The organism is Pimelobacter sp. 30-1, from assembly GCF_018831735.1.
In the GTDB taxonomy this organism is placed as follows: domain Bacteria; phylum Actinomycetota; class Actinomycetes; order Propionibacteriales; family Nocardioidaceae; genus Nocardioides.
On the sequence record NZ_NHTS01000007.1, the window covers coordinates 75,420 to 101,745 of the forward strand.

Consider the following 26,326-nt stretch of genomic DNA (forward strand, 5'->3'; position numbering starts at 1 on the left):
CCGGCGAGGGCTCAGGCCGGCTGCCGATCGAACGGTACGTCCGGCTGCTGCTCAGCCAGCCAGGCGCGCACTTGCTCGACCCGCTCGTGGGTGGCCGCTGCCAGCACCATGGCAAGGGTCCCGGCGGCCGGGCTCAGGTCCAGCACGGCCGCCTTGGCCCGGTCGAACGGCGTCAGCTCGTCGATCCGGACCGCGCTGTCGTCGCGGGCGACGAAGCGCAGGACCGTCGCGTCGAGGTTGTCGCGGTACACGGGCGGGCCGATCCGGCGCTTGCGGACCTCGACGGAGTCGAGGTCGGACCAGGCGAGCCGCGCCCAGGTCACGTCGCGCACCATGCCGCAACGCATCGCCACGCCTTCGGCGTCGAGCCGGAGCACCACGTCACGGTGAAGGAGGCCCCGCGTCGCGATGGAGCGTCGTCCGCCGATGGTCGCGGCCACGACCCCGATGAGCACCAAGGGGATGTGCTTCGTCCCGCTGGTCCCTGACGGGATGATGCCGAGAGCCAGCAGGCTGTCGAGCGCGACGACGAAGATGCCGCACGCGAGCACGAGCCACGCCGCTTCGCTGGCTACGCTCGATCGCGTGCCCGACCAGCCCACCAACCCCGTCGTCCAGGCGATCCATCTCGCCAAGGCGTCCCGTCTGCCCATGCAGGCCAAGGACCAGGTCGAGGTCGAGGCCGGCCGCGGCATCGTCGGCGACCGCTACCACGGCACCCGGCACCGGCACGTGACGGTGCAGAGCCGGGAGACGCTGGACGAGGCGGCGCGGGTCTTCGGGCGCGAGGTGCCGAGCCACCTGACCCGGCGCAACCTGACGATCAGCGCCGGGGTGGTGCCGCGCGAACCGGGGCAGCGGATCCGGGTGGGGGAGGTGCTGCTCGAGGTGGTGCGGGTGGCGGCGCCGTGCAAGCTGCTGGACGACACGATCGGCGCCGGAGCGCAGGAAGCGCTCCGGCGCCGGGCGGGGACCGTGTTCCGGGTCCTGGAGGGCGGGACGATCCGGGTGGGGGACCCGGTCGAGCTCAGCTCTCCAGCGCCGCGTCGAGCGTGATCTCGGTGCCGGTGAGGGCCTTGCTCACCGGGCAGCCGGCCTTGGCCGACTCGGCGGCGGCGAGGAAGCCGGCCTCGTCGAGGCCGTCGACCTCGCCGCGGACGGTGATCTTGATGCCGGTGATCCGGAAGCCGCCGGCCGGGTCCGGGCCGAGGGTGACGTCGGCGGCGACGTCGAGCGCCTGCGGCGTGCCGCCGGCCCTGGCGACTTCGTTGGACAGCGACATCGCGTAGCAGGCCGAGTGGGCCGCGGCGATGAGCTCTTCGGGGCTGGTGGTTCCGTCGGCGTCGTCGGCGGCCCGCTTGGGGAAGGAGACGTCGAAGGTCCCGGCGCCGGAGGAGGTCAGCTCGACCTGGCCGGAGCCGTCCTGGAGGCCGCCGTTCCAGGCGGTGCGGGAAGTGCGCGTGGGCATCGGGGACACCTTTCGTCGGGGACGATCCCCAACGTAGCGCCGCGGCCTACGTGAGCGACAGGACGCAGTCCGCGAGGACGGGGGAGCCGTCCCGGTCGCCGCCCTCGATCGTGGCGGAGCCGATGATCGACGAGCCCTCGCGCCAGCCGGCCACCCGGATGGTCTCGCCCGGGAAGACGACGCCTGCGAAGCGGCCGGCGAAGCCGCCGACCTGGGTGGCGTCGCCGCCGAGCAGGCCGTCGGTGAGCTCGCGCAGGACGATGCCGTAGGAGCACAGGCCGTGCAGGATCGGCGCCGGGAAGCCGGCCGCCTTGGCGAAGCCCGGGTCGGCGTGGAGCGGGTTGCGGTCGCCGCACAGGCGGTAGAGCAGGGCCTGCTGCGGCGTCACTAGGTACGACGACACGTGGTCCGCGTCGCGCTCCGGCACCTCGACCGCGGTGGACGAGCCCCGGTCGCCGCCCCAGCCGCCCTCGCCGCGCACGAAGATCGAGGAGCGGGTTCGCCAGAGCTCCTCGCCGGTGCCGTCGGCACCGGCGGTGGCGACGGCCTCCTGCCAGATGACGGCGGCCTTGCCCTTGTCCCACACGTCGGTGAGCGTGGTGCGCACGGTCGCGGTGCCCGAGGTCGGCAGCGGTCCGGAGACCGAGATCGACTGGGCGCCGTGGACGACCTGGGCGAGGTTGATGTCGCAGCCGGGCAGGTCGAGCGGTGGCGGGTCGGTCTCGTGGAAGGTCGGCACGACGACGCCGAACGACGGCAGCACCTGGAGCGCGGCGTCGTCGAGGGTGTAGCGGAGCGCGTCGGCGGACAGGTTGTCGCCCGCGCGGGAGCCGGCGCCGATGCCGAGGTGGTAGAGCAGGACGTCGGACTCGGTCCACGAGAAGGTGCGGGAGCCGAGGTCGGCCCCGATCGCGACGGACGGGTCGATCGGCATCAGCTGTGCTCCTTGGCGAGGTCTTCCGCGGCGAGATACCCGAAGACGATGGCAGGCCCGATCGTGCCACCCGGACCGGGGTAGGTGTTGCCCATGACGGCAGCCGAGACGTTGCCCGCGGCGTAGAGGCCCGGGATGACCGAGCCGTCCTCGCGCAGCACCCGGGCGCGCTCGTCGGTGACGAGGCCGCCCTTGGTCCCGAGGTCGCCGGGGACGATCTTGACCGCGTAGAACGGGCCCTTCTCGATGGGCGCGAGCGAGCAGTTCGGCTTGACCGTCGGGTCGGAGTAGTACTTGTCGTAGGCCGACTCGCCGCGGTGGAAGTCCTCGTCGGTGCCCGAGCGGGCGAACCCGTTGAAGCGCTCGACGGTCGTGTCGAGCGAGCCCGACGGCAGGCCGACTTTCGTGGCCAGCTCCTCGAGCGAGTCGGCGCGCACGACGACGCCCTCCTTGTACCAGCGGCCGGGGAACGGCTGGCGGCCCGCGACGCCGGCGAACAGGTAGCGGTTGCGGTAGGTCTGGTCGAACACCATGTACGACGGCACGTGGTCCACGCCCGTGGCCTGACCCTTGTAGATCTCGTGGGTCGCCTCGACGTACGGCAGCGCCTCGTTCATGTAGCGCGCGCCCGCGGAGTTGACGATGATCGAGCCGGGCAGGTTGCGCTCGGCCAGGCAGAACCACGCCCGGCCGGGCAGCGGGATGGTCGGGCCCCACCACGCGTCGTCGAGCAGGTCGGTCGCGGCGCCGGCCGCGGTACCGGCGAGCAGACCGCCGCCGGTGTTGGCGGGCGCACCGGTCGACCACGTCGCGGAGGTCGGCTGGGGCAGGAACTTCTCGCGCAGCTCCTGGCTGTGCTCGAAGCCGCCCGAGCCGAGGATCACGCCGCGCCGGGCCCGGATCTCGCGGCGCTCGCCGCCGGACTCGACGACGACGCCGACCACACGGCCGTCCTCGACGAGCAGGTCGAGCAGCGCGGTGTCGTACTCCACCGGGACGCCGGCGTCGGTCAGGCCCTTGCGCAGGCCGATCGCGATGGCGTTGCCCATCGCGAACATCTTCTTGCCGGTGACGATCGCCAGCAGGCGCTTGAGCATCACCTTGATCATGGTCAGCGGGCCGCGGATCGTGCGCAGGCCGAGGCTGATCTTGCGGAAGTCGGCCTGGGTGACGATGAGGTTCGCCGGCGCCTTCGTGTACGGCGGGTGCAGCCGGTCGAGCTCATCGCCCAGGAAGCGCGCGTCCAGCGGCACCGGCTCGACGCTGCGCCCGCGCGGGCGGCCGCCGGGCTGCTCGGGCAGGTAGTCGGCGTACTCGGGGACCCAGGTGAAGCGCAGGGGCGTCTTCTCGCGCAGGAAGTCGAGCACCTCGGGGCCGCGGTCGAGGTAGGTGTCGCGGCGCTCCTTGGGGACCACGTCGCCCACGATCGAGTCGAGGTAGGTCTTGGCGGCCTCGCGGTCGCCCGGGTCGACCTGGCCGGCCGCCTCCAGGGCATAGTTGCCCGGGATCCACACGCCGCCGCCGGAGCGCGCGGTCGAGCCACCGAAGTAGCCGCTCTTCTCGACCAGGACGGTGTCGAGGCCCTGGGCGGAGGCGGCGAGCGCGGCCGACATGCCGGCACCGCCGGCGCCGACCACGACGACGTCGTAGGAGTCCTTCATGCGAAAAACTGTAACAGGTTCTAGTATGTGCGTGTGACCCCTCCAGACGCCGTCGCGGCCGCGGTCGACCGCCTCGCCACGGCCCAGGCGACACGGGTTCCGTGCGCCGCCGTCCGCGACCTCATCGGCACCGACGACCTGCCCGCGGCGTACGCCGTCCAGCAGGGTCTCGTGCGGGCCCGGATCGCCGGCGGCGTGAGCGTCGTGGGCCGCAAGATCGGCGCCACCTCCGAGGCCGTGCAGAACCAGCTCGGCGTGGACCAGCCCGACTTCGGCTACCTCCTGAGCGACATGGACGTGAGCGACGGGGCGGACGGCGCGCCGATCTCGATGCGCACGCTCGTGCAGCCGCGGGTCGAGGCCGAGGTCGCCTTCCGGCTCGGGGCCGACATCGCTCCGGCGAGCGAGGACGAGATCACGCTCGACCTGGTCCGGGCCGCCGTCGACGTCGCGCTCCCGGCGCTGGAGATCGTCGACTCGCGCATCGAGCGCTGGGACATCACCTTCACCGACACGGTCGCCGACAACGCCTCCAGCGGGCTCTTCGTGGTCGGCCGCGACGGACTCTCGCTCAGCGAGATCGAGCCCCGTGACGTCGTCATGTCGCTCACGATCGACGGCGAGGAGCGTTCGGCCGGCACCGGTGCGGCGTGCCTCGGCGACCCGCTCGAGGCGCTGCGCTGGCTCGCGGTGCAGGCCTACCGCTTCGGAGACCCGCTGCGCGCGGGCCACCTGATCCTGTCCGGGGCCCTCGGCCCGTTCGTGCCGTTCGCCGCGGGCGACCGCGTCACGGCGTCCATCAGCGGCTTCGCGCCCCTGACCGTCACCTTCGAGGAGTGAAGATGGGCAAGCTGACCGCTGCCATCGTCGGGCCCGGCAACATCGGCACCGACCTGCTCTACAAGCTCAAGCGCAGCGAGGTCATCGAGCCGCGCTGGATGATCGGCGTGGACCCGTCGAGCGAGGGCCTGCGCATCGCCGCCGACGAGGGGCTCGCGGTGAGCCACGAGGGCGTCGACTGGCTGCTCAAGCAGGACGAGCTGCCCGACCTGCTCTTCGAGGCGACCTCCGCCTACGTGCACCGCGAGTACGCGCCGCGCTACGCCGAGGCGGGCATCCGCGCGATCGACCTGACGCCCGCCGCCGTCGGGCCCGCGGTGATCCCGCCGGTCAACGGCACCGAGCACGTCGGCGCGCTCAACGTCAACATGATCACCTGCGGCGGCCAGGCCACGATCCCCATGGTCAACGCGGTCTCCCGGGTCACCCCGGTGCCGTACGCCGAGATCGTCGCCTCGGTCTCCAGCGTCAGCGCCGGACCGGGCACGCGCGCCAACATCGACGAGTTCACGCGGACCACCGCGGCGGGCGTCGAGACGATCGGCGGCGCCGAGAAGGGCAAGGCGATCATCATCCTCAACCCGGCCGACCCGCCGATGATCATGCGCGACACGATCTTCTGCGCCGTCGACCCGGACGCCGACACCGACGCGATCGCCGAGTCCGTGCACCTCATGGAGCAGGCCGTCCAGCAGTACGTGCCGGGCTACCGGCTGCTCCAGGAGCCCCAGTTCGACGGTCCCTCGGACTTCACCCGCGGGATGCGCCGGGTCTCGATCTTCGTCGAGGTCGAGGGCGCGGGGGACTACCTCCCGCCGTACTCCGGGAACCTCGACATCATGACCGCCGCGGCCGCGCAGGTCGGCGAGAACATCGCCCGGCACCTGATCGAGAAGGGCAACTGACATGACCGGCACCAACACGCTCACCCGCACCTGGTCGGGCACCCACGGCGACGAGCCGTTCGGCCACCTCGACCTGCGCCTGACCGACACCTGCCTGCGCGACGGCTCGCACCACAAGCGGCACCAGTTCACCGGCCAGGAGGTCGAGGACATCGTTCGCGCGCTCGACGAGTCGGGCATCCCGGTCATCGAGGTGACCCACGGCGACGGCCTCGGCGGGAGCAGCTTCAACTACGGCTTCTCGCGCACGCCCGAGCAGGAGCTCATCCGGATCGCGGCGGAGACCGCGAAGCGCGCCAAGATCGCGTTCCTGATGCTCCCGGGCGTCGGCACCAAGGACGACATCCGCGCCGCGCAGGACAACGGCGGCCAGATCTGCCGGATCGCGACGCACTGCACCGAGGCCGACGTCTCGATCCAGCACTTCGGCCTGGCCCGCGAGCTCGGCCTGGAGACCGTCGGCTTCCTGATGATGAGCCACACCCAGCCGCCCGAGGTGCTCGCGCAGCAGGCCCGGATCATGGTCGACGCCGGCTGCCAGTGCGTCTACGTGGTCGACTCGGCCGGAGCGCTCATCATGGAGCAGACCGCCGACCGGGTCGCCGCCGTCGTCGCCGAGATCGGGCACCAGGCCGACGTCGGCTTCCACGGTCACGAGAACCTCGGCCTCGGCGTCGCCAACACGGTCATCGCCGCCCGGGCGGGCGCGACCCAGATCGACGGCTCCGTACGCCGCTTCGGCGCGGGCGCCGGCAACACGCCCCTGGAGGCGTTCATCGGCGTCTGCGACAAGCTGGGCTGGACCACCGGCGTGGACTTCCTCAAGATCGTCGACGCCTCCGAGGACGTCATCAAGCCGGCGATGCCCGAGGAGTGCCGGCTCGACCGGATGACGCTGATGATGGGCTACGCCGGCGTCTACTCGTCCTTCCTCAAGCACGCCGGCAACGCGGCCGAGCGGTACGGCGTCTCCGGCGCCCAGATCCTGCTGGAGGCCGGCCGGCGCAAGCTGATCGGCGGCCAGGAGGACCAGCTGATCGACATCGCGCTGCAGCTCAAGGCCCGCGAGACCGCGGGCGTCTGAGCGCCGGATCCCGCTCAGCGGCGATCCCGACTTGCCAAAACTAGAACGTGTTCTACTATTGGACACACACTCTGTCGCAGACACAGGAGCTCCCATGAACCAGGACTTCACTCCCGAGGTAGACGCCGTCCTCGCGGGCGTGCGCGACCTGCTGCCCACCTTCCGCGAGCGGGCCGAGGAGGGCGACCGCCTCCGGGTCATCCCGGACGCCTCCATCAAGGAGCTCGAGGAGACCGGCTTCTTCCGCCTCCTCCAGCCGAAGCGGTACGGCGGCCTGGAGGCCGACCCCGTCGCCTTCTACACCGCCGTGCGCGACATCGCCTCGGCCGACGGCTCGACCGGCTGGGTCTCCAGCGTGGTCGGCGTCCACCCGTGGCAGGTGGCGCTCTTCGACGACAAGGCCCAGCAGGCCGTGTGGGGCGACGACCAGAGCGTGCGGCTCTCGTCGTCGTACGCCCCGACGGGCAAGGCCGTCGTCACCGAGGGCGGCTTCACGCTCTCGGGCAAGTGGAGCTTCTCCTCCGGGTCCGACCACTGCGCCTGGGTGCTGCTCGGCGGCCTGGTGTTCAACGCCGAGGGCCAGGTCGTGGACTTCCGGACCTTCATGGTCCCGCGCGAGAAGTACCAGGTCGTCGACGTCTGGAATGTCGTCGGTCTGCGCGGCACCGGCTCGAACGACATCGTCGTCGAGGAGACCTTCATCCCCGAGGAGTTCACGCTCTCGATGGGGGAGACCGGCCAGTGCCGGGGTCCGGGCCAGGCGGTCAACACCAGCGACCTCTACAAGCTGCCGTTCCACTCGATCTTCACCAGCACCATCGCCACGCCGATCATCGGCATGGCCAAGGGTGCCTACGCCGAGCACGTCGAGATGCAGCAGAAGCGCGTCCGTGCGGCGTACCTGGGGGAGAAGGCGTCGCTCGACCCGTTCGCAGCCGTCCGCATCGCGCGCTCGTCGTCCGAGATCGACGCGGCCTGGGCGCTCCTGATGAGCAACATCCGCGAGGAGCAGGCGCACGTCGCGCGCGGCGAGCAGATCCCGCTCGAGCTGCGGCTGCGCGTGCGGCGCGACCAGGTGCTCGGCACCGCGCGCTCGATCGACGCCATCGACGCGCTGTTCGAGGCGTCGGGCGGCCGGGCGCTCGCCGAGGGCACCTACCTGCAGCGTGCCTGGCGCGACGCCCACGCGGGCCGGGTGCACGCGGCCAACGACCCCGAGCGCGCCCTGCAGATGTACGGCGCCCAGCAGTTCGGCCACAAGGTCGACCCGGGGATGTACTGATGAGCGACTTCTCCAAGGACGCGACCCGTCGTACCGCCCAGGTCAAGACCGAGGCGGCCGGCGAGATCACGCTCAACTACTACGAGGCGGGCACCGGCGAGGGCCGGCTGCCGCTGGTCATGCTGCACGGCGGCGGGCCGGGCGCGTCGTCGTGGTCGAACTTCGGGCCGGCGCTGGAGGGCTTCGCCCAGGAGTACCGGACGATCCTCGTCGACCAGCCGGGCTTCGGCGGCTCCGACAAGCCGCCGGTGGTGGGCAACTACTACCGGTTCGCGGCCGACGCGGTCGTCGCGCTGCTCGACGAGCTGGGTCTGGACAAGGTCCATGTGCTCGGCAACAGCCTCGGCGGCGGTACGGCGATGCGGCTCGCGCTGACCTACCCGGACCGGGTGGGGCGGCTGGTCCTCATGGGCCCCGGCGGGCTCTCGCTCAACCTCTTCCACGCCGACCCGACCGAGGGCGTGCAGCGGCTGATGGACTTCGGCGCCAACCCCAGTCGTGAGTCGCTGCGCGCCTTCATCTCGACGATGGTCGTCAACCAGGGCCTGGTCACCGACGAGCTCGTCGAGGAGCGCTTCGCCGACGCCACCGCGCCCGGTGCGCAGGCCGCGATGCGCTCGATGGGCATGTCGTTCTGGAACCCCGAGACCGCCGAGGACGGGATGCTCTGGCGCGAGGCGCACCGCCTGCGCAAGCACACCCTGCTGACCTGGGGCCGCGAGGACCGGGTCAACCCGCTCGACGGCGCGTTCGCTGCGCTCAAGCTGATCCCCAAGGCCCAGCTGCACGTCTTCCCGAACTGCGGCCACTGGGCCCAGATCGAGGCCGCCGACGAGTTCCGCGAGATCACCGTCAACTTCCTCAACCGCCACAAGGAGCGCGCCTGATGTCCATCGACATCAAGTCCATGGGCTACATCCGGGTCGCGAGCACCGACCTGGACGCCTGGAAGACCTTCGCCGGCAAGGTCCTCGGCCTCGCCGAGGGGCGCGGGCCGAACCCGGAGCACCAGTACTGGCGCATCGACGAGGTCTCCGCGCGCATCGTCGTCTTCCCCAGTGACGTCGACCAGCTCGACTGCACCGGCTGGGAGCTCGCCGACCACCAGGCGCTCCAGGCCGCGCGCGAGCACCTGCAGAAGGCCGGCGTCGAGTTCGAGGAGGGCACCGCCGAGGAGCTCGCCGAGCGCCGGGTCCAGGAGCTCGTCCGCTTCCGCGACCCGTGGGACAACGTCTTCGAGCTCTTCCACGGCATCACCTACGAGGCGCGGCCCGTCGTCACGCCGTACGCCGCGACGTTCGTGACCGCCGAGCAGGGCATGGGCCACATCGTCGTCCCGGTGCTCGACGACGTCGAGGCGCTGCGCTTCTACACCGAGGTGCTCGGCTTCCGGCTGCGCGACTCGATGAGCATGCCCGGTGAGTTCGTCGGCAAGGAGCCCGGCAGCAAGGTCTGGCTGCGGTTCCTCGGCGTCAACCCGCGCCACCACTCGCTCGCGTTCCTGCCGATGCCGAACGCCAGCAAGTGCGTGCACGTGATGCTCGAGGTCGACAAGCTCGACCACGTCGGCCGCGCGCTGGAGCGGGTCCGCAAGCACAAGGCGCCGCTCTCGGCGACGCTCGGGCGTCACATGAACGACGAGATGATCTCGTTCTACGTGAAGTCGCCCGGTGGCTTCGACATCGAGTTCGGTACCGAGGGCATGACCGTGGACGACGCCCGCTGGGTCGCGCGCGAGTCGACCGCGGTGTCCTACTGGGGCCACGTCTTCGGCGGGCAATGAGCGCGGCTAACGTGAGCGACGTGAGCGAGATCCCCGACGGCATCAGTTCCGACGCGCGGGAGACCTGGCCGCACCCCGAGCTGATCCAGTCGTGGCTCGGTGACGCCGACGTCGACTTCGAGCTGCGCCCGGGCGAGGCGGTCGCCGTCCATGACGACCCCGAGGCCCAGGCCGCGGCGCGGCAGTTCCGCGACGTGCTCGGGTGCTTCGCCTCGGGCATCGCGGTCGTCACCGCGATGAGCGGCGACGAGCCGATCGGGTTGACCTGCCAGTCGTTCTCGAGCGTCTCGCTCGACCCGCCGCTGATCACGTTCATCCCCGCGCGCTCCTCGCGGGCGTGGCCGCTGATGCAGCGGGCCGGCCGGTTCTGCGTCAACATCCTCGCCGCCGACCAGGAGCACGTCTCCGGTCAGATGGCGACCAAGGGCATCGACAAGTTCGCCGGCCTCGACTGGACGCCCGCCGCGGCGACCGGCTCGCCGGTGATCGCCGGGACGCTCGCCCACCTCGACTGCACGATCCACGCGGTCTACGAGGGCGGGGACCACTACATCGTGGTGGGCCGGGTCGAGCACCTCGAGGCGCACGACCCGCAGGCGGCGGTCACCGAGCCGCTGCTCTACTTCAAGGGCCGCTACCGCACCACCGACGGCTAGACCCTCGTAGCCCCTCGTAGCCTCCCGGGCCGCTCGGGCGTTGTTCCCCGAACGACGTGAACCGGCCGGTCTGGGGGGATCGATGGTGACGAAGCGACACGCGGTCGCGGCAGCGGTGCTGGCGTGGCTGCTGCCGGCGGGCCTGCTCACGGCGGCGCCCGGAGCCGGAGCCACCCCCACGGTGGCCCCGCGGCCGAGTGCGACCGGGGACTCCGGCGACGTCCGCTCGTACTGGACGCCGCAGCGCATGCGCGACGCCGAGCCGGTCGACCGCTCGGCCGACGGCGCGACCGGCGCGGGCCCGACAGCCCGCCGGACGACAGCGGGCGCACGGGCCCGGGCCGTGGTGGCGCCGCGCAGCACCGGCAAGCTCTTCTTCTCCGACGGGGCGTCGGACTACGTGTGCTCCGGCGCGGCGGTCAACACCCCTGAGCGCAATGTCGTGCTCACCGCCGGTCACTGCGTCAACAGCGGGGCGACCCGCGGGCTGCTGGGCTGCCGGCCGGGGCGCTACTTCACGCGCTTCCTGTTCGTGCCGGGCTATGCCGGGGGTGCGCGGCCCTACGGCGCCTGGACCGGTGTCACCGCGCTGGCCCAGCCCGACTGGGTCAACCAGTGCGGCAACTACTCCCACGACCAGGCCGTGCTCACGGTCGCCCCGCTGGGCGGACGCCGGCTGGTCGACGTGGTCGGCGGCAATGCGGTCGCCTGGGGCTACCCGCAGCGCGAGGACGGCGTGCGGGTGATCGGCTGGCCCGCCGAGGCGCCGTACGACGGCGAGAGCGCCCAGCAGTGCACCGGCTCGACCTCGGCGTTCCCCGAGACCGGCGACGCCCACCTGGCGTGCCCACTCAACGGCGGAGCCAGCGGCGGGCCGTGGTTCCTCACCATGACGAGCGCGGACGTCGGGTTCATCTGGGCGGTGACCTCGCGGCGTACCACCGAGGGGCCGCCGATCCTGCTCGCCTGGCCGCTCGACCGCACGATCCTGACCCTGCTCGCCGCGGTCCGGTCGCCGGCCGCCCGGGCCGCCCGTCCCGCGCAGCCTGCGGTGAGTGCCCGTGGGCGCGGACCGCTCGCGGTCGCCGCCGTGCCGGCCGTCACCGGCCGCGGCCAGCCCTACCGGCTGCGGCTGCGGGCCCGGCCGGGCACCAAGGTCGTCGTCCAGGTCCGGCGCTCGGCGTCCGCGCGGTGGGCGCGGCTCGGGGCGGTCCGGATCCCGGCCTCCGGCGTGGTCGAGCTGACCCGCCCGGCGACCCCGGTCGGGCCGGCGTGGTTCCGGCTCAAGCAGGGCAAGCGCGTCGGCAAGAAGACCAAGGTCGTCGTCCGCGCCTGCCCGCTGCCGGCCGACCGGAGCGGGGCCGTGGTGGCGGCCACCGGCTGCACCAGCCCCACGGCCTAGGCGCCTGCTCCTAGAGCGCGACGGCCGCCCGGTGCCGGTGCGGCGCGCCGAACAGCTGACCGAGCGCGTGCGCCCGCTTGAAGACCAGGTGCGCGTCGTGCTCCCAGGTGATCGCGATGCCGCCGTGGAGCTGCACGCACTCGCTCGCGGCGAGGCTCGCCGTCTCGAGCGCGTACGACGCCGCGGCGTGCGCCTGGAAGGCCGCCTCGGCCGGGTCGGTCTCGGGGTCGCTCAGCGCGTAGGACGCCGCCCAGGTCGCCGAGCGCGCCATCTCGACCCGCGCGAGGACGTCGGCCATCCGGTGCTTGAGCGCCTGGAAGGAGCCGATGGCGCGCCCGAACTGCACGCGCTCCTTGCTGTAGTCGACCGTCATCCGCAGCGCGCGGTCGGCCAGGCCGACCGCGAGCGCGGCCACCGAGGCCGCACCGACCAGCTCGGCCCGCTCGCGCGCGGCGACGCCCTCGCCGATCACGGTGAGCTCGGCGCCGGACAGGTCGAGCCGGGCGAGCCGGACGCTCTGGTCCATCGCCTCGACCCAGGTGGCCGTGGCGCCGGTGACCTCGACCAGGTCGTCGCCGCGGACCGCCAGCACGACGGCCGCGCGGTCGCCGTCGAGCACGACGGGCGCGGCGGCCTCGTCGAGCGCGATGGTCGCGATCTCGCCCGCTGCGAGGCGCGGCAGGAGCCGGGCCTTGGCCTCGTCGGTGCCGCCGGCGAGCAGCGCCTCGGTCGCCACGGTGGTGGCCAGCAGGGGGCTCGGGGCGATCGTGCGACCGAGCTCCTCGAGCACCACGGAGGTCTCGAAGAAGGTCACGCCGACGCCGTCGTACTGCTCGGGGACGGCGAGCGCGGCCACGCCGATCTGCTCGCACAGGGTCGCCCAGAGCGCCTCGTCGTAGCCGGTCTCGGAGACCGACGCGGCCCGGACCGCGGCCGAGTCGGCGCGCTTGTCGAGCAGTCCGCGCACCGTGGCGGCCAGCTCGGCCTGCTCCTCGCTGAGGTCGAAGTGCATCAGGCGCTCCCGACCAGGGAGTCGAGGATGCGGGCGCGGTGGGCGGCCGGCGTGCCCCAGGCGGTGACCAGGGCGCGGATCTTGGTGATCCACACGCTCAGGTCGAACTCCTGGGTGTAGCCGATCGCGCCGTGCACCTGCAGGCCGGTGCGCGAGGCGAGGTAGGCGGCGTCCGCGCAGGCGACCTTGGCCGCGGACACCGAGCGCGGCGTCGGGTCGAGGGCGGCGCCGTAGACGAGGGGACGCGCGAAGTCGAGCGCGATCCGGATGTCGGCCAGCTTGTGCTTGATCGCCTGGTACGAGCCGATCTCGCGGCCGAACTGCTTGCGCTGCTTGACGTAGGTGACCGCGTCGGCGAGCACCCGCTCACCGGCACCGAGCAGCTGCGCGGCGGTGGCCAGCACCGCCAGGTCGTACGCCGCGGCGAGGTCGCCACCCGCCTCGACCGGGTCGCCGGGGGTGACCTCGACGAGGTGGCGTGCGCGGTCGACGGAGGCCTCGACGGCGCCGGCGGTCGCGGAGCGCAGCGCGGAGCCGTCGGCCGCGTAGACCTCGGCGGCGACGTCGGCGTCGAGCGCGGTCGTCGTACCGGGGGCGGCGACGGTGGCGACGCCCTCGACCTCGCGGCCGAGCGCGACGGGCAGGTAGGCGGCCGCCTCGACCCACGGTCCGGGCACGGCGTGGCGGCCCAGCGCCTCGAAGGCCACGCACAGCTCGACCGGCGTCGCCTCGGTGGCGAGCATGGTCAGGCCCTGCTCGGCGAGGCGCTCCCAGAGCGCGAGGCCCGGGGCGTGGTCGCCCGCGGCCCAGGAGCGGGCGGCGGCGACGGTGTCGGCGGCGGACAGCAGGGCGTCGAGCGACGCGGCGAAGTCCCGCTGGTCGGTGGTGAGCTCGAACCTCACTTCTGGACTCCCTTCGGCTCGCGGGGGAGTCCGAGGATCCGCTCCGCGATGATGTTGCGCTGGATCTCGTTGGTGCCGGCGTAGATCGGTCCGGACAGCGAGAAGGTGTAGCCGTCGAGCCACCGCGACTCGGCCTCGGCGTCGGGGCCGAGCAGGTCGAGGGCGGTCTCGTGCAGTGCCACGTCGAGCTCGCTCCACCAGACCTTGTTGACCGAGCCGGCCGCGCCGACGTCGCCGCCGTTCTTGAGCTGGGTGACGGTGCCCCAGGTGTAGAGGCGGTAGGCCTCGGCCTTGATCCAGGCGTCGACGACGCCCTGGGTGGCCGCGGCCCGGTCGGGGCCCCCCGGCGTCTCGCCGTACAGGGCCAGGAGGCGGTCGGCGGCCGCGGTGAACCGGCCGGGGGAGCGCAGCGAGAGGCCGCGCTCGTTGCCGGCGGTGCTCATCGCCACCCGCCAGCCGTCGCCGGGCGCGCCGAGCACGTCGGCGTCCGGGACGAAGACGTCGTCGAAGAACACCTCGGCGAAGCCCGCCTCGCCGTCGAGCTGGGCGATCGGGCGGACCGTGACGCCGTCGGCGTCGAGCGGGAAGAGGAAGTAGGTCAGCCCCGCGTGCTTCTGGGCCTCCGGGTCGCTGCGGAAGAGACCGAAGCCCCACTGGGCCAGCGCGGCGCGCGAGCACCAGATCTTCTGGCCGTTGAGCACCCAGCCGCCGCGCTCGTCGTCACGACGGGCGGTGGACTTGAGGGAGGCGAGGTCGGAGCCGGCCTCGGGCTCGCTCCAGCACTGCGCCCAGACCCGCTCGCCGGTCGCCATCGAGGGCAGGAACCGGTCCTGCTGCTCGGGCGTGCCGTGCTCGAAGATGATCGGCGCGAGCAGGAAGATGCCGTTCTGCGACACGCGCAGCGGCGCGCCGGCGCGGTAGTACTCCTCCTCGAAGATCACCCACTCCAGGAGGGAGGCCTCGCGGCCGTGGTACTCCGTGGGCCACGACACGACCGACCAGCGGTCGGCCGCGAGCTTGGCCTCCCACTGCTGGTGCAGGACGAAGCCCTCGGCGGTGTCCAGGGACGGCAGCGGCTCGGCGGGCACGTGGGCCGCCAGCCAGGCCCGGGCCTCGGCCTGGAAGGCCAGCTCGGACGCGCTCAGCTCAAGATCCATCAGTTCGTGTTCCTCATCCCGTCGGGACCGTTGTAGGAGAGAATCTAGGCCCGGTCCTTCCTTGAACCAAGCATTTGCTTGGTAGAGTACCAGCCATGAACCTGACCGAGGGCGCTGAGGACCGCGCTTTCCGCGCCGAGATCCGGCAGTGGCTGGGCGACCACCTCACCGGCGAGTGGGCGGCGCTGCGCGGGCTGGGCGGTCCCGGCCGCGAGCACGAGGCCCACGACGAGCGCCTGGCCTGGAACCGGCACCTCGCCGAGCACGGCTGGACCGCCGTCGGCTGGCCCACCGAGCACGGCGGCCGCGGGCTGTCGCTGTGGCAGCAGGTGATCTTCCACGAGGAGTACGCCCGCTCCGCGGCACCCGCCGGCGTCAACCACCTCGGCGAGCAGCTGCTCGGCCCGACGCTCATCGCCTTCGGCACGCCCGAGCAGCAGCAGCGCTTCCTGCCCGAGATCGTCGCCGTGCGCGAGCTGTGGGCCCAGGGCTACTCCGAGCCCGGCGCCGGCTCCGACCTCGCCAACGTCCAGACCCGCGCCCGCCGCGACGAGTCCACCGGCGAGTGGGTCATCGACGGCCAGAAGGTCTGGACCTCGCTGGCGCACCTGTCCGACTGGTGCTTCGTCATCGCGCGCACCGAGGCGGGCTCCTCGCGCCACCAGGGCCTGTCCTTCCTGCTCGTGCCGCTCGACCAGGAGGGCGTCGAGATCCGCCCCATCGAGCAGCTCACCAGCGGCTCGGAGTTCAACGAGGTCTTCTTCACCGGCGCCCGCACCTCCGGCGACCTGGTCGTCGGCGAGCCGGGCCGCGGCTGGGGCGTGGCGATGGGCCTGCTCGGCTTCGAGCGCGGCGTGTCCACGCTGGGCCAGACCGTCGGCTTCGCCCGCGAGCTCGACAGCGTCGTCGCCCGGGCCAAGGACAACGGCTCCATCGACGACCCCGTCGTGCGCGACCGCCTCGCCGAGCTCAAGGTCGAGCTCGCCGTCATCCGCAGCTACGCGCTGCGCGCGCTCGCCCTCGTCGAGGGCGGTCAGGACTCCGCCGCCGGCGGGGGAGCGGGCTCCATCTTCAAGCTCGCCTGGGCGACCTGGCACCGCACCCTCGGTGAGGTGGCGATGGACGTCGCCGGGCGCGACGGGCTGCTCGCGCGGGAGTCGGGGTCGTCGTACGACCTGGACGACCACCAGCGGCTCTTCCTCTTCTCGCGTGCCGACACCATCTACGGCGGCAGCGACGAGATCCAGAAGAACATCCTCGCCGAGCGCGTGCTCGGCCTTCCCCGCGAACCGCGAGGTGGTTCGGGTGGCTGACGCCTGCTGCGCGCCGCGATCCGCGCACCCTGGCGGCGTTGCCGTCGATCACCGGTCACCCGGACCGTCTCACTCCGGCGCCTTGCCAGCGCACGCGCCTCGCGACGCTCGCGACGGCGTCACCCACCCGAACCACCTCAAGGGAGCCTGACCCATGACTGCGATGCGACCCGAGCAGCCCACCCCCGACTACGTCCCGGGCCACGACCTGCTCGCCGGCAAGGTGGTCGTCGTGACCGCGGCGGCCGGCGCGGGCATCGGCGCGGCCGTCGTACGACGGGCGCTCGAGGAGGGCGCCAAGGCGGTCGTGTTCAGCGACACCCACGCCCGTCGGCTGGCCGAGGCCGAGGAGGCGCTGGCCGCCGAGTTCGGCGCCGAGCGCGTGCGCCAGCTGGTGTGCGACGTGACCAAGGAGGAGGACGTCGCCGCCCTGCTCGACGCGGCCGACGACTTCGGCGGCGTCGACATCATGATCAACAACGCGGGCCTGGGCGGTACCGACTCGATCCTCGAGGTCACCGACGAGACCTGGAACCGGGTCATCGACATCACCCTGACCGGCACGATGCGCGCCACCCGCGCGGTCGGGCAGCGCTTCGTGGCGGCCGGCAAGAAGGGCGTCATCGTCAACAACGCCTCCGTCATCGGCTGGCGCGCCCAGGAGGGCCAGGCCCACTACGCCGCCGCCAAGGCCGGGGTGATGGCGCTGACCCGCTGCTCGGCGCTCGACCTCGCGCCGCACGGCATCCGCGTCAACGCGGTCTCGCCCTCGCTGGCGATGCACCCGTTCCTCGAGAAGGTCACCTCGCCCGAGCTGCTCGTCGAGCTCAAGCAGCGCGAGGCCTTCGGCCGCGCGGCCGCCCCCTGGGAGGTCGCCAACGTGATGGTCTTCCTCGCCAGCGACTACTCGTCGTACCTGACGGGCGAGGTCATCTCCGTCAGCAGCCAGCACGCCTGATCGTTCCCACCCCAACGCAAGGAGACCTGCCATGGCTGAGGCCTACATCGTCGACGCCGTCCGCACCGCGGTCGGCAAGCGCGGCGGCGCACTTGCCGGCGTCCACTCCGCCGACCTCGGCGCGCACTCGATCGGTGCGCTCGTCGAGCGCACCGGGGTCGACCCGGGCGCCGTGGACGACGTCATCCTGGGCTGCTGCGACACGCTCGGCTCGCAGGCCGGCGACATCGCCCGTACGGCGTGGCTCGTCGCGGGCCTGCCCGACCACGTCCCCGGTGTCACGATCGACCGCCAGTGCGGCTCGTCGCAGCAGGCCGTGCACTTCGCCGCCCAGGCGGTCATGTCCGGCACCCAGGACCTCGTCGTGGCCGGCGGCGTGCAGAACATGAGCGCCATCCCGATCTCGGCGGCGATGCTGGCCGGTCAGCAGTACGGCTTCTCGACGCCCTTCGCCGAGTCGCCGGGCTGGCTCAAGCGCTACGGCGACCAGGAGGTCAGCCAGTTCCGCTCCGCCGAGATGATCGCGGAGAAGTGGGACGTCAGCCGCGAGGACATGGAGCGCTACGCCCTCGCCTCGCACGAGCGGGCCCGGGCCGCGATCGACGCCGGCCGCTTCCGCAGCGAGATCGCGCCCTACACGCTGGAGGACGGGACGGTCTTCGACACCGACCAGTGCCCCCGCGAGACCTCGCTGGAGAAGATGGCCGGTCTCGACCCGCTCGCCCCCGGCGGCCGGATCACCGCCGCGGTCGCCTCGCAGATCTGCGACGGCTCCGCCGCGCTGCTGATCGCCTCGGAGCAGGCGGTCAAGGACCACGGCCTGACCCCGCGCGCCCGGATCGTGCACCTCTCGGTGCGCGGTGACGACCCGGTCTGGATGCTCACCGGCCCCATCCCGGCGACCAAGCACGCGCTGGCCAAGAGCGGGATGTCGATCGACGACATCGACCTGTTCGAGTGCAACGAGGCCTTCGCCTCGGTCGTGCTGGCCTGGATGAAGGAGACCGGCGTCCCCCACGACAAGCTCAACGTCAACGGCGGCGGCATCGCCCTCGGTCACCCCATCGGCGCCACCGGCGCCCGGCTGATGACCACGCTGCTCAACGAGCTCGAGCGCACCGGCGGCCGCTACGGCCTGCAGACCATGTGCGAGGGCGGCGGCCAGGCCAACGTCACCATCATCGAGCGCCTGGGCTGAGCCTCAGATCCACCCCATCCGGCGCGCCGTCGCGGCGGCGTCGTGCCGGTTGGCGGCGCCCAGCTTGATGACCGCGCTCGACAGGTAGTTGCGCACGGTCCCCGGCGAGAGCGCGGCCCGGTCGGCGATCTCGTCGACCGGGGCGCCGTCCGCGGCGAGCTCGAGGACGTCCGCCTCACGCGGCGTCAGGGGGCTGTCGCCCGCGGCGATCGCCTCGGCGGCGAGCTCGGGGTCGACGTGGCGTCCGCCGGCGTGGACCTTGCGGACGACCTCGGCGAGCGTGACCGCCGAGGTCGTCTTCGGCAGGAAGCCGCGCACGCCCGTCCCCAGGGCCCGTTTGAGGTGTCCGGGACGCCCGTGGCCGGTCACGATCACGACGCCGCAGCCCGGCAGCACCTCGGCGAGCCGTTCGGCGACGGCGATGCCGTCGGGGCCGGGCATCTGCAGGTCGAGCACCGCGACGTCCACGGCGTGCTTGACCGCCATCGCCAGCGCCTCGTCGCCGGTGGCCGCCTCGGCCACCACCTCCAGGTCGGGCTCCAGCCCCAGCAGCTGCACGAGGGCGGTGCGGATCAGGTGCTCGTCATCGGCGAGGAGGACGCGGATCGGCGCAGTCATGCGGGCTCCTGCACGAGGTCGGGGAAGCGGGCGGTGAGACGGAAGTCCGGTACGTCGGCCGCGGTGGTCACCGTCGCGCCCAGCGGAGCGAGCCGCTCACGCAGGCCGTCGAGACCGAGACCCGTGCCCGGCTCGGCGCTCGCGACGCCGTCGTTGGTGACGCAGAGCTCCGGCGCCCGGAAGGTGATGGCGACCTGGGTGGCGGCGGAGTGGCGCAGCACGTTGGTGACCGCCTCGCGCACGATCCAGGCCGCCGGCTCCTGCCAGGGCGCGGGCACCTCCGCGACGTCGAGGCGGACCTCGATCCCGGCCGAGCGCAGCAGCGCACGGGCGCCCTCCAGCTCCTGGTGCAGGTCGGTCGGGCGGTAGCCGCGGGCCAGCTCGCGAGCCTCGCGCAGGGCGTCGTGGGCGACCCCGCGCACGGCGAGCATCTGCGCGGCGGCGCGCGGGTCGGCGCGGTCGGCCAGGGACGCGGCGAGCTCGGCCTGGACCGCGATCGCCGAGAGCCGGCGTCCCATCACGTCGTGGACGTCGCGCGAGAACCGGAGCCGCTCCTCGGCGACCGCCAGCGCGGCCTGGGCGGACCGCGCCTGGTCGAGCTCGGTGACGACACCGAGCAGCCACAGCGAGGCGCGCACGGTGAAGATGCAGAAGGCCGCCATGAACATCCCGCCGGCCAGCAGGGCCAGGCTGCCGGTCGTCGCGCCCATGAAGACGCCCAGCCCGACGACGAGCGTCACGGTGAGCCACTGGTCGCGCAGCCCGCTCAACGACCAGACCACGTTGACGAAGACCGCGACGACCACCACCTCCCACACGGGGTGGGGCAGCGCGACCGCGACTGCGATCGCTGAGAGCACGAGGAGCAGGGCGATCCGGCGCCACGGACGCCGCTGGTCGAGCACCGCGCGGAGCACGCTCGTCGCGACCACCGTGAGCACGAGGATGCCGGCGCCCGCGACCGCGAAGGCCGTGCGGTGGTCGGGCTCCTGCGCGATCGCGGAGATGGTCAGGGTGCCGACGAAGAACCACAGCAGGAGGTAGAGCGACTGCCGGGTGTAGAGGTCGACCCGCTCGACCTGGTCGAGCTCCGTCCAGCGGCGCATGAGGTCGAGCCTAGGCGGTGTCACACCCGGGGCTCCCAGTGCAGCGAGCGGGCCGCGAGCCAGCACGCCACCGCGGTCCACGCGACCAGTACGGCGAGGTGCGGGGCGGCCGCACCCCAGGTCGCGGCGAGGTCGAGGGTGCTGCTCGTCCTGCCGTCGGCCATGCCGAACCAGGTGACCCGGACCAGGCCGGTCAGTGCCGCCCCGGGGGTCAGCTCGGCCCAGCGCTGGGCGGCGTCGGGGAGCGCGAGGCTGATCTGGCCGCCGATCGCGAGGAGGATGACGGGCAGGCTCGTGAGCTGGGCCGCCTCGGCGTTGCGGGTCCAGGCCGCGGTCCAGAAGGCGAAGGCCGCGTAGAGCGCGACGCAGGCGAGCGCGCCGACGGCGTACAGCAGGGGGTTGCGGGGGAGGTCCTGGCCGAACGCGGCCGCCACCGGGACGGCGAGCAGCGCCACCGCCAGCGCGATCACCGCGCCCGGCAGGACGAGGGCGGTGAGCAGCTCGGCATCGCGCGCCTCGCCGGTCCGCAGCCGCTTGAGGACCAGCTCGTCGCGCCGGGTCACGAACTGGGAGAGCACGTTGTAGAACACCGGGAACACGAACGCCATGGTCAGCACCGTCGCGATCGTCGCCGCGCCGAGCGCCTCGTCGCCGCGGTCGCCGCCGAGCAGGAGAGCCAGCGGGAGCAGCGGCAGCACGGTCCCGTAGGTCAGCGCGAGCCGGTTGCGGGTGAGCAGGACGGCGTTCCAGCGGGCGAGGCGGAGGGTGCGGGGCAGGGAGAGGGAGAGCGTGGTCATCGCAGGGCCGCCTCGGGCTCGGGGGTGGGGGTGGTCGCGGAGCCGTCGGCGATCGCGAGGAAGACCGACTCCAGGCTGGCCGGGCGGGCCTCCAGGTCGGCGAGCCGCAGACCCTCGTCCCCGGCCCGGGCCAGGAGCGCGGTGAGCGTCTCCTGCAGGTCGCTGGTCTCCAGGGCGGTCCGGTCGCCGGTGGTGGCGACGGTCCGCACCGCGGGGAGACCGGCGAGCCAGGGCGGGGCGCTCGTCGTACGGATGCGGACGAAGGAGGGATGCCCGGCGACGACCTCGGCCGCCGTACCGGAGCGGACGATGCGGCCGGCGTGCATGATCTCCAGCCGGTCGGCCAGCGCCTCGGCTTCATCGAGGTAGTGGGTGGTCAGCAGCACCGTCGTCCCGGCGTCGCGCAGCGACCGGACCAGGTCCCACACGTCGCGGCGGCTCTCGGGGTCGAGCCCGGTCGTCGGCTCGTCGAGGAGCAGCACCTCTGGACGCCCGGTCAGCGCGCAGGCGAGGTCGAGGCGGCGGTGCTCGCCACCCGACAGCGCCCGGACCGGTACGTCGAGCCGGTGGCTCAGCCGGAGCATCGCGACCACCTCGCCCAGCGGGCGCGGCGCGGTCAGCGTCCCGGCCCACATCCGCAGCGTCTCGCTGACCGTCAGGTCGCCGGAGAAGCCGCTGGTCTGGAGCAGCGTGCCGGTGCGGCGCCGTACCTGGTCACGGGCGGCGACCGGGTCCAGCCCGAGCACCCGGACCTCGCCGGCACCGGGGGAGCAGAGCCCCTCGATCACCTCCATCGTGGAGGTCTTGCCGGCGCCGTTGGTGCCGAGCAGGGCGGTCACCGTGCCCGTCGCCACGTCGAGGTCGACGCCGCGCACCGCCTCGTACGCGCGGGCACCGCTGCCGTAGGACCGGCGCAGTCCGCGGACCTGGATCGCAGGAGAGGTCATGGCTCCACGGTGCCGCCGGTCCGGGGCCGGCGGCAGGCCGCGGTGTCACCGGTTCCCGGTGACATCTGTCATGTAGGCCCGGGGCGGCCGGGAGCGGCCCGGGTCAGGTCCGGCTGCGGCGCCGCCGCTCGACCGCGAACACGACCGCGCGCAGCCGGTCACCGTGCCGGCGCGGCTCGGCGAAGGCGACCGCCACGCCGATGCCACCGCTCGCGAACCGCACGTGGCGCACCACCGTCGCCGGCTGCGCCAGGTCCTCGTCGTCGACGCGGACCGTCGCCTCGAGCCGGGTACCGACCGCGGGTGCCCGGCTCCCGCGGGGGACCGTCGCCAGCAGGCCGCCCTCGCTGAGGTCGACCACGACGCCGGCGAGGTCGATCGGCTCCGGCTGCACGTCGGGGTCCTGCTCCGGCTCCCGCTCGGCGTCGGGGTCGGTCCGGGTCAACAGCACCGGGACCGCGATCCGCGCCCGGAAGTAGGCGCGCTCCTGCAGCCGCGTCGCGGGCGCGCTGGGGCACAGGAGCCACACGTCGCCGTACGCCCGGCGGGCCGGGCGAGTCCGCACCGTGCACTCCATCCGGCCCAGCGGATAGGTCCAGGCCAGCGTCGCGTCGAAGTGGTGCTCGCGCGGGTCCAGACCCGGCGGCGGCGCCACGACCAGTGTCGTCGAGCCGTCGGACTGCGGCTCCAGGTCGAGGACCTTCGTCTCCAGCGCGAGCGCGGACCCGGTCGTCGGCCGGACCGTCAGGGCGACGTTCTGCAGCACGGCAGGGTGGAGCTCGGGCGGTGCCATGACCATGACCTGCTGATCGGCAGCGGTCCAGTCCGGTTGAGGTGGTTCGGGTGGGATTGCCGATGATCGCGGGTGCGCTGTCGGCGCCTGCTGCTTCGATGGGCGTCATGATCGACCACCTCGGAATCAACTGTGCCGACCTCGATGCGGCCAAGGCCTTCTACGACCAGGTCCTCGGCTCGCTCGGCTTCTCCCGCGTGATGGACTTCGGCGTCGCCTGCGGCTACGGCGTCGAGGGCGACCCCGCCTTCTGGCTGAGCAGCTACGACGACCAGCCGGCCGCCCAGCGCGAGGTCCACGTCGCCTTCAAGGCAGCCGACGCCGACGCCGTGCACGCCTTCCACGAGGCCGCCGTCGCGGCCGGTGCCGAGGTGCTCCACGCGCCGCGGCCGTGGCCGGAGTACCACCCCGGCTACTACGGCGTCTTCGTGCGCGACCTCGACGGCAACAACGTCGAGGCCGTCACCCACACCTACGTCGCCGCGGGCTGAGCCTCAGAGCACCGTCCACCACAGGCCGACGGCCAGCGGCACCAGGCCGAGCAGCAGCCAGGGCGACTTCCAGGAGCGGCCGTTGATCACCAGGGTCGCCGCGATCCCGCCGACCATGAACGCGGCCGCGATCACGTTGAGTCCCACCCGGGCGTCGGTCCGAGCGGCGTCGACGTGGTCGGCGGCGATCACGAAGCCCGCCGACAGGTGCAGGATCGTGGTGACGATCAGCACCGAGACCACCCGGCGCTGGACGCGCTGCAGGCGCTCGATGTCGCGCGGGTCGGGCGCCTTGCGGGGCGCGTTGGGGTCCATCAGGTGGCGCCGGCGCGAGGTCCCGGCGCCGCTGGAGCTGCCGGGGCCGGTCGGCGGCGTCTGGGTCACCCGGCCAGGATATCCAGTGGAACCGGCCGGTCCGGCACCGCATGCTGCTCCCATGGAGATCCACCCGTTCGGCCCCGACGACACCGCGGCGCTCGCCGCCTGGACCGACGTGTTCAACGCGACCCTCGACGCCGACGCGCCCTGGGAGCGCCGGATGACGCCCGCCCGGGCCGCGGCCCAGTGGCGCCACGGCTGGGACGGCGAGCCCGGTACGCCGTACCTGGCGCGGGTGGGGGACCAGGTCGTCGGCTGGTCCTCGATCGGCACCAGCGAGTACGACAACCGGCACCTGGCCTGGCTCGAGCTCGGCGTCCACCCCGACCACCGGCGCCGCGGCCACGGCTCGGCGCTCATCGCGGCGCTCGAGGCCGAGGCGCGCCGGCGCGGCCGGACCAGCATCGCCATCAGCGCCTGGGAGTCGCCGGCCGCCGACGCCTTCGCCCGGGCCCACCGCCTGGAGCCCAAGTCCGCCGAGATCAACCGGCGCCAGGTGCTCGCCGAGATCGACTGGGCCGCCCTCGACCAGCGCTACGACGAGGCGCTCCCGCACGCCGCCGACTACGTCCTCGAGCGCCGCCTCGCCCCGACCCCTGACGACGAGCTCGCCGCCCTGGGCGTGATGGCCGAGGCGATCAACGACGCGCCCATCGACGACCTCGACTACGAGGACGAGGTCTACCCGGCCGAGCGGATGCGCGCCTACGAGACCGCAGTCGAGGCCCACGGCGAGGACCTGTACCGGGTCGTCGCCCGGCACGTCCCGACCGGCGCCTTCGCCGCCCAGACGGTCGTCGCGGTCGCCCGCGACGAGCCGGCCTGGGGCGACCAGCACGACACCTCGGTCACCCGCGACCACCGCGGCCACCGGCTCGGCCTGCTGCTCAAGACGGACATGCTGCGCTGGCTGCGCGAGGCCGCCCCCGACCTGGCCACGATCAACACCTGGAACGCCGAGTCCAACGACCGGATGATCGAGGTCAACGAGGTGCTCGCCTACCGCGTCCTGGGCCGGGTCTGGACCTACCAGCGCCCCTGCTAGGAGTAGCGGTGCGTCTTGGCGGCGTGCCCGCGCTCACGGGTGCACGTGCGCCCGCTGATGTTGCGGTGCCCGCACCGCGCCTCGTCCTCGGTCGTCTCGCTGCCCCCTTCGGTGGCCGCGGCACCTCGGCTCGCGCGGGCCGGCTTGGCGGCCGGGGTCGCGGCCGCCGGCGCGACGGGTGGACGGACCCGCGCGCTCGGCTTGCCGGCGCGCTCCTGGTCCTGCTTGAAGCGGGCTTCGCGCATCGCCCGCAGGGCATCGAGCTTGCTCATCGGTTGATCACGCCCCTGACGCTAGGGCAGAGGTCCGACAGAACGTGCCGCGGGTAGGCTCGCGGCTCCGACGACGTCTGGAGGACGACATGGTGGCGAGCCGATCTGCTCGGGAGCGCAAGGCGGCCGCACAGGCCGGCCCGCTGGCCCGGGTGCGGATCGAGGTCGGTGCGCAGGAGCAGTTCGTCTACAAGATCAGCTGCACCGAGTGCGTCGTCAAGAACGACCGCCGCTGGTCGGCCTACCGGCCGGGTGAGGACAACGGCTTCATGGCCGCCATGGACCGCTGGACCTTCCACCTGAAGGAGAAGCACCCGGGGGAGCAGGCGCCGTGCCTGGAGTTCCTCGCGGAGGCGGAGCAGCGGCTGCACGAGCGGCGCCAGCAGCGCCTGCAGGAGTCCTAGGCGGCGGGCGGTACGGGTTCGCCGGGGAGCAGCACCTGCCGGGGCCCGAGGGTGGGCCACAGCCGGGTGCGGAAGCGCAGCGGCGGGGCCAGGTCGGTCAGTCCCAGCGCGCCGATCCCCAGCGCGAGCACGACGAGGGCGACGCGGGCCGGGTCGCTGCTCTCGGGCCAGACGTAGGCCGCGGACAGGGGCACGAGGACGGTGAGGATCCCGGTGTTGCGCAGGGCGTCGGCCCGCCACGCGTCCTGGAAGTAGAGGTGCGCCGCATCGACGGCCCGTTGCGGCCGGCGGACGACGACGCGCCAGGCCAGGGGAGCGGCGAGTGAGAGGCCGAGGATCACCACGCCGCTGACGAGCAGGCCGGCGGCCGCGCCGCTCCAGCCGTCGTCCGCGGCCCAGCGGAGAGCGCCGCCCGCCATGACCACGCCGAGCAGCGCCTGGAGCGCGAGCATCGCCAGGGTGGCCGGACCGACGTAGTCGCGCACCTCGGGCTGCCGGCCCCGGGCGACGCCGGGCCGGCCGGGGGCGACCGGGAACTCACGTCCGGCGCGGGTCACCCGCCACAGTCCCTCGGAGGACGCGGCGAGGGCCAGCGCGCCCGGGCTCAGCGTCAGCGCGAGCGTGGTGGTGTCGACGTCGACGGGCAGCAGGACGAACCAGGCGACCGCGGGGTAGAGCAGGACGATCAGGACCCGGGTCCGGCGCACGGTCTCGTGATCGAAGGCGGCGACGAACTCGGCGTCGATGTGGGCCTGGTGGGTCCGGGCGAACTCCCGTCCCACGTACCCCGCGAAGCGAGGGGCGCAGCCGAAGAGCGCGACGGCCACGACGGTCACCGCGCCCAGGAGGCCCAGCTCGTCCCTGCCTACTTCCATGCCACCGAGATCCATGCCGAGATGCTACAGAACCCGGCTTTGTAG

The 26,326-nt window shown here is 73.1% G+C and carries 30 protein-coding genes; 15 read left to right on the forward strand and 15 right to left on the reverse strand.

The window, feature by feature from the left end; translation table 11 throughout:
* Nucleotides 1-11 precede the first annotated feature (11 nt).
* Nucleotides 12-602, reverse strand: a complete 591-nt coding sequence (locus tag CCO04_RS19055; protein ID WP_215815746.1) for a hypothetical protein — start codon at nucleotides 600-602, stop codon at nucleotides 12-14.
* On the opposite strand from CCO04_RS19055, the gene CCO04_RS19060 reads away from it, so the two are divergent.
* Nucleotides 586-1,056, forward strand: coding sequence for an MOSC domain-containing protein (locus tag CCO04_RS19060; RefSeq protein ID WP_215815747.1), 471 nt, complete (start codon nucleotides 586-588; stop codon nucleotides 1,054-1,056). The genes CCO04_RS19055 and CCO04_RS19060 overlap by 17 nt on opposite strands.
* On the opposite strand, the gene CCO04_RS19065 is transcribed toward CCO04_RS19060, so the two are convergent.
* From CCO04_RS19065 to kstD, 3 genes are read right to left on the reverse strand one after another with little or no spacing between them, the layout of a single operon-like run.
* Nucleotides 1,028-1,468 carry an OsmC family peroxiredoxin gene (locus tag CCO04_RS19065; protein WP_215815748.1) on the reverse strand — a complete coding sequence of 147 codons (441 nt, stop codon included), beginning with the start codon at nucleotides 1,466-1,468 and terminating at the stop codon, nucleotides 1,028-1,030. The two genes, CCO04_RS19060 and CCO04_RS19065, sit on opposite strands and share 29 nt — an antisense overlap.
* Before the next feature lie 46 nt (nucleotides 1,469-1,514).
* A complete protein-coding gene (locus tag CCO04_RS19070; RefSeq protein WP_215815749.1) occupies nucleotides 1,515-2,402 on the reverse strand; it encodes a MaoC/PaaZ C-terminal domain-containing protein in 888 nt (295 codons plus the stop codon).
* On the reverse strand, nucleotides 2,402-4,063 hold the full coding sequence (gene kstD, locus CCO04_RS19075; protein ID WP_215815750.1) for a 3-oxosteroid 1-dehydrogenase: 1,662 nt from the start codon (nucleotides 4,061-4,063) through the stop codon (nucleotides 2,402-2,404). Before kstD ends, CCO04_RS19070 begins: the two co-directional genes overlap by 1 nt.
* Before the next feature lie 33 nt (nucleotides 4,064-4,096).
* Here kstD and CCO04_RS28710 point away from each other — a divergent pair, with 33 nt between their 5' ends.
* The 8 genes from CCO04_RS28710 to CCO04_RS19115 all read left to right on the forward strand — a co-directional run bounded on the left by CCO04_RS28710 (nucleotide 4,097) and on the right by CCO04_RS19115 (nucleotide 12,015).
* Nucleotides 4,097-4,903, forward strand: a complete 807-nt coding sequence (locus CCO04_RS28710; RefSeq protein WP_308281356.1) for a fumarylacetoacetate hydrolase family protein — start codon at nucleotides 4,097-4,099, stop codon at nucleotides 4,901-4,903.
* A 2-nt stretch (nucleotides 4,904-4,905) separates the two neighbouring features.
* Nucleotides 4,906-5,808 carry an acetaldehyde dehydrogenase (acetylating) gene (locus CCO04_RS19085; RefSeq protein WP_215815752.1) on the forward strand — a complete coding sequence of 301 codons (903 nt, stop codon included), beginning with the start codon at nucleotides 4,906-4,908 and terminating at the stop codon, nucleotides 5,806-5,808.
* Between the two features lies 1 nt (nucleotide 5,809).
* Nucleotides 5,810-6,892 (forward strand): 4-hydroxy-2-oxovalerate aldolase, encoded by a 1,083-nt coding sequence (gene dmpG, locus CCO04_RS19090; RefSeq protein ID WP_215815753.1) that lies wholly within the window; start codon nucleotides 5,810-5,812, stop codon nucleotides 6,890-6,892.
* Between the two features lie 94 nt (nucleotides 6,893-6,986).
* Nucleotides 6,987-8,174: a 3-hydroxy-9,10-secoandrosta-1,3,5(10)-triene-9,17-dione monooxygenase oxygenase subunit gene (gene hsaA / locus CCO04_RS19095; protein ID WP_215815754.1), complete on the forward strand. Its 1,188-nt coding sequence runs from the start codon at nucleotides 6,987-6,989 to the stop codon at nucleotides 8,172-8,174.
* Entirely contained in the window at nucleotides 8,174-9,061 is an 888-nt protein-coding gene (gene hsaD / locus CCO04_RS19100) for a 4,5:9,10-diseco-3-hydroxy-5,9,17-trioxoandrosta-1(10),2-diene-4-oate hydrolase (RefSeq protein WP_215815755.1), read from the forward strand. Before hsaA ends, hsaD begins: the two co-directional genes overlap by 1 nt.
* Nucleotides 9,061-9,957, forward strand: a complete 897-nt coding sequence (gene hsaC, locus CCO04_RS19105; RefSeq protein WP_252373561.1) for an iron-dependent extradiol dioxygenase HsaC — start codon at nucleotides 9,061-9,063, stop codon at nucleotides 9,955-9,957. The genes hsaD and hsaC overlap by 1 nt, the downstream gene beginning before the upstream one ends.
* A 20-nt stretch (nucleotides 9,958-9,977) precedes the next feature.
* Nucleotides 9,978-10,613 carry a flavin reductase family protein gene (locus tag CCO04_RS19110; protein WP_257751001.1) on the forward strand — a complete coding sequence of 212 codons (636 nt, stop codon included), beginning with the start codon at nucleotides 9,978-9,980 and terminating at the stop codon, nucleotides 10,611-10,613.
* An 85-nt stretch (nucleotides 10,614-10,698) separates the two neighbouring features.
* Nucleotides 10,699-12,015 (forward strand): serine protease, encoded by a 1,317-nt coding sequence (locus CCO04_RS19115; protein WP_215815756.1) that lies wholly within the window; start codon nucleotides 10,699-10,701, stop codon nucleotides 12,013-12,015.
* A 10-nt stretch (nucleotides 12,016-12,025) separates the two neighbouring features.
* On the opposite strand, the gene CCO04_RS19120 is transcribed toward CCO04_RS19115, so the two are convergent.
* The 3 genes from CCO04_RS19120 to CCO04_RS19130 are packed head-to-tail and all read right to left on the reverse strand — an operon-like array spanning nucleotide 12,026 to nucleotide 15,086.
* The gene (locus CCO04_RS19120) at nucleotides 12,026-13,027 is read right to left on the reverse strand and encodes an acyl-CoA dehydrogenase family protein (protein WP_215815757.1); all 1,002 of its coding nucleotides are present in this window, start codon (nucleotides 13,025-13,027) and stop codon (nucleotides 12,026-12,028) included.
* Entirely contained in the window at nucleotides 13,027-13,929 is a 903-nt protein-coding gene (locus CCO04_RS19125) for an acyl-CoA dehydrogenase family protein (protein WP_215815758.1), read from the reverse strand. The genes CCO04_RS19120 and CCO04_RS19125 overlap by 1 nt, the downstream gene beginning before the upstream one ends.
* Nucleotides 13,926-15,086 (reverse strand): acyl-CoA dehydrogenase family protein, encoded by a 1,161-nt coding sequence (locus CCO04_RS19130; protein ID WP_215815759.1) that lies wholly within the window; start codon nucleotides 15,084-15,086, stop codon nucleotides 13,926-13,928. The genes CCO04_RS19125 and CCO04_RS19130 overlap by 4 nt, the downstream gene beginning before the upstream one ends.
* A gap of 95 nt (nucleotides 15,087-15,181) precedes the next feature.
* Here CCO04_RS19130 and CCO04_RS19135 point away from each other — a divergent pair, with 95 nt between their 5' ends.
* The 3 genes from CCO04_RS19135 to CCO04_RS19145 all read left to right on the forward strand — a co-directional run bounded on the left by CCO04_RS19135 (nucleotide 15,182) and on the right by CCO04_RS19145 (nucleotide 18,555).
* Nucleotides 15,182-16,399 carry an acyl-CoA dehydrogenase family protein gene (locus CCO04_RS19135; RefSeq protein WP_215815760.1) on the forward strand — a complete coding sequence of 406 codons (1,218 nt, stop codon included), beginning with the start codon at nucleotides 15,182-15,184 and terminating at the stop codon, nucleotides 16,397-16,399.
* Between the two features lie 154 nt (nucleotides 16,400-16,553).
* A complete protein-coding gene (locus tag CCO04_RS19140; RefSeq protein ID WP_252373562.1) occupies nucleotides 16,554-17,357 on the forward strand; it encodes an SDR family oxidoreductase in 804 nt (267 codons plus the stop codon).
* Nucleotides 17,358-17,388: 31 nt separating this feature from the next.
* Nucleotides 17,389-18,555 carry an acetyl-CoA C-acetyltransferase gene (locus tag CCO04_RS19145; protein ID WP_215815761.1) on the forward strand — a complete coding sequence of 389 codons (1,167 nt, stop codon included), beginning with the start codon at nucleotides 17,389-17,391 and terminating at the stop codon, nucleotides 18,553-18,555.
* A gap of 3 nt (nucleotides 18,556-18,558) precedes the next feature.
* Here the strand turns inward: CCO04_RS19145 and CCO04_RS19150 are convergent, their stop codons facing one another.
* From CCO04_RS19150 to CCO04_RS19170, 5 genes are all read right to left on the reverse strand, one after another.
* Nucleotides 18,559-19,173 carry a response regulator transcription factor gene (locus CCO04_RS19150; RefSeq protein WP_215815762.1) on the reverse strand — a complete coding sequence of 205 codons (615 nt, stop codon included), beginning with the start codon at nucleotides 19,171-19,173 and terminating at the stop codon, nucleotides 18,559-18,561.
* Nucleotides 19,170-20,279 carry a sensor histidine kinase gene (locus CCO04_RS19155; RefSeq protein ID WP_215815763.1) on the reverse strand — a complete coding sequence of 370 codons (1,110 nt, stop codon included), beginning with the start codon at nucleotides 20,277-20,279 and terminating at the stop codon, nucleotides 19,170-19,172. Before CCO04_RS19155 ends, CCO04_RS19150 begins: the two co-directional genes overlap by 4 nt.
* A gap of 20 nt (nucleotides 20,280-20,299) precedes the next feature.
* On the reverse strand, nucleotides 20,300-21,076 hold the full coding sequence (locus CCO04_RS19160) for an ABC transporter permease (protein ID WP_215815764.1): 777 nt from the start codon (nucleotides 21,074-21,076) through the stop codon (nucleotides 20,300-20,302).
* Entirely contained in the window at nucleotides 21,073-22,023 is a 951-nt protein-coding gene (locus CCO04_RS19165; RefSeq protein WP_215815765.1) for an ABC transporter ATP-binding protein, read from the reverse strand. The genes CCO04_RS19160 and CCO04_RS19165 overlap by 4 nt, the downstream gene beginning before the upstream one ends.
* Before the next feature lie 103 nt (nucleotides 22,024-22,126).
* On the reverse strand, nucleotides 22,127-22,816 hold the full coding sequence (locus tag CCO04_RS19170) for a PilZ domain-containing protein (protein ID WP_215815766.1): 690 nt from the start codon (nucleotides 22,814-22,816) through the stop codon (nucleotides 22,127-22,129).
* Between the two features lie 50 nt (nucleotides 22,817-22,866).
* On the opposite strand from CCO04_RS19170, the gene CCO04_RS19175 reads away from it, so the two are divergent.
* Nucleotides 22,867-23,307, forward strand: coding sequence for a VOC family protein (locus CCO04_RS19175; RefSeq protein WP_308281357.1), 441 nt, complete (start codon nucleotides 22,867-22,869; stop codon nucleotides 23,305-23,307).
* 3 nt (nucleotides 23,308-23,310) lie between these two features.
* On the opposite strand, the gene CCO04_RS19180 is transcribed toward CCO04_RS19175, so the two are convergent.
* A complete protein-coding gene (locus CCO04_RS19180; RefSeq protein WP_215815767.1) occupies nucleotides 23,311-23,691 on the reverse strand; it encodes a hypothetical protein in 381 nt (126 codons plus the stop codon).
* 52 nt (nucleotides 23,692-23,743) lie between these two features.
* Between CCO04_RS19180 and CCO04_RS19185 the strand changes: the two genes are divergently transcribed.
* Nucleotides 23,744-24,730: a GNAT family N-acetyltransferase gene (locus tag CCO04_RS19185; RefSeq protein WP_215815768.1), complete on the forward strand. Its 987-nt coding sequence runs from the start codon at nucleotides 23,744-23,746 to the stop codon at nucleotides 24,728-24,730.
* Here the strand turns inward: CCO04_RS19185 and CCO04_RS19190 are convergent.
* The gene (locus CCO04_RS19190; protein ID WP_215815769.1) at nucleotides 24,727-25,002 is read right to left on the reverse strand and encodes a hypothetical protein; all 276 of its coding nucleotides are present in this window, start codon (nucleotides 25,000-25,002) and stop codon (nucleotides 24,727-24,729) included. The two genes, CCO04_RS19185 and CCO04_RS19190, sit on opposite strands and share 4 nt — an antisense overlap.
* A gap of 89 nt (nucleotides 25,003-25,091) precedes the next feature.
* Here CCO04_RS19190 and CCO04_RS19195 point away from each other — a divergent pair, with 89 nt between their 5' ends.
* On the forward strand, nucleotides 25,092-25,406 hold the full coding sequence (locus CCO04_RS19195; protein ID WP_215815770.1) for a hypothetical protein: 315 nt from the start codon (nucleotides 25,092-25,094) through the stop codon (nucleotides 25,404-25,406).
* Here CCO04_RS19195 and CCO04_RS19200 read toward each other — a convergent pair.
* Nucleotides 25,403-26,281, reverse strand: a complete 879-nt coding sequence (locus CCO04_RS19200) for a hypothetical protein (RefSeq protein ID WP_215815771.1) — start codon at nucleotides 26,279-26,281, stop codon at nucleotides 25,403-25,405. The two genes, CCO04_RS19195 and CCO04_RS19200, sit on opposite strands and share 4 nt — an antisense overlap.
* Nucleotides 26,282-26,326: the final 45 nt, after the last annotated feature.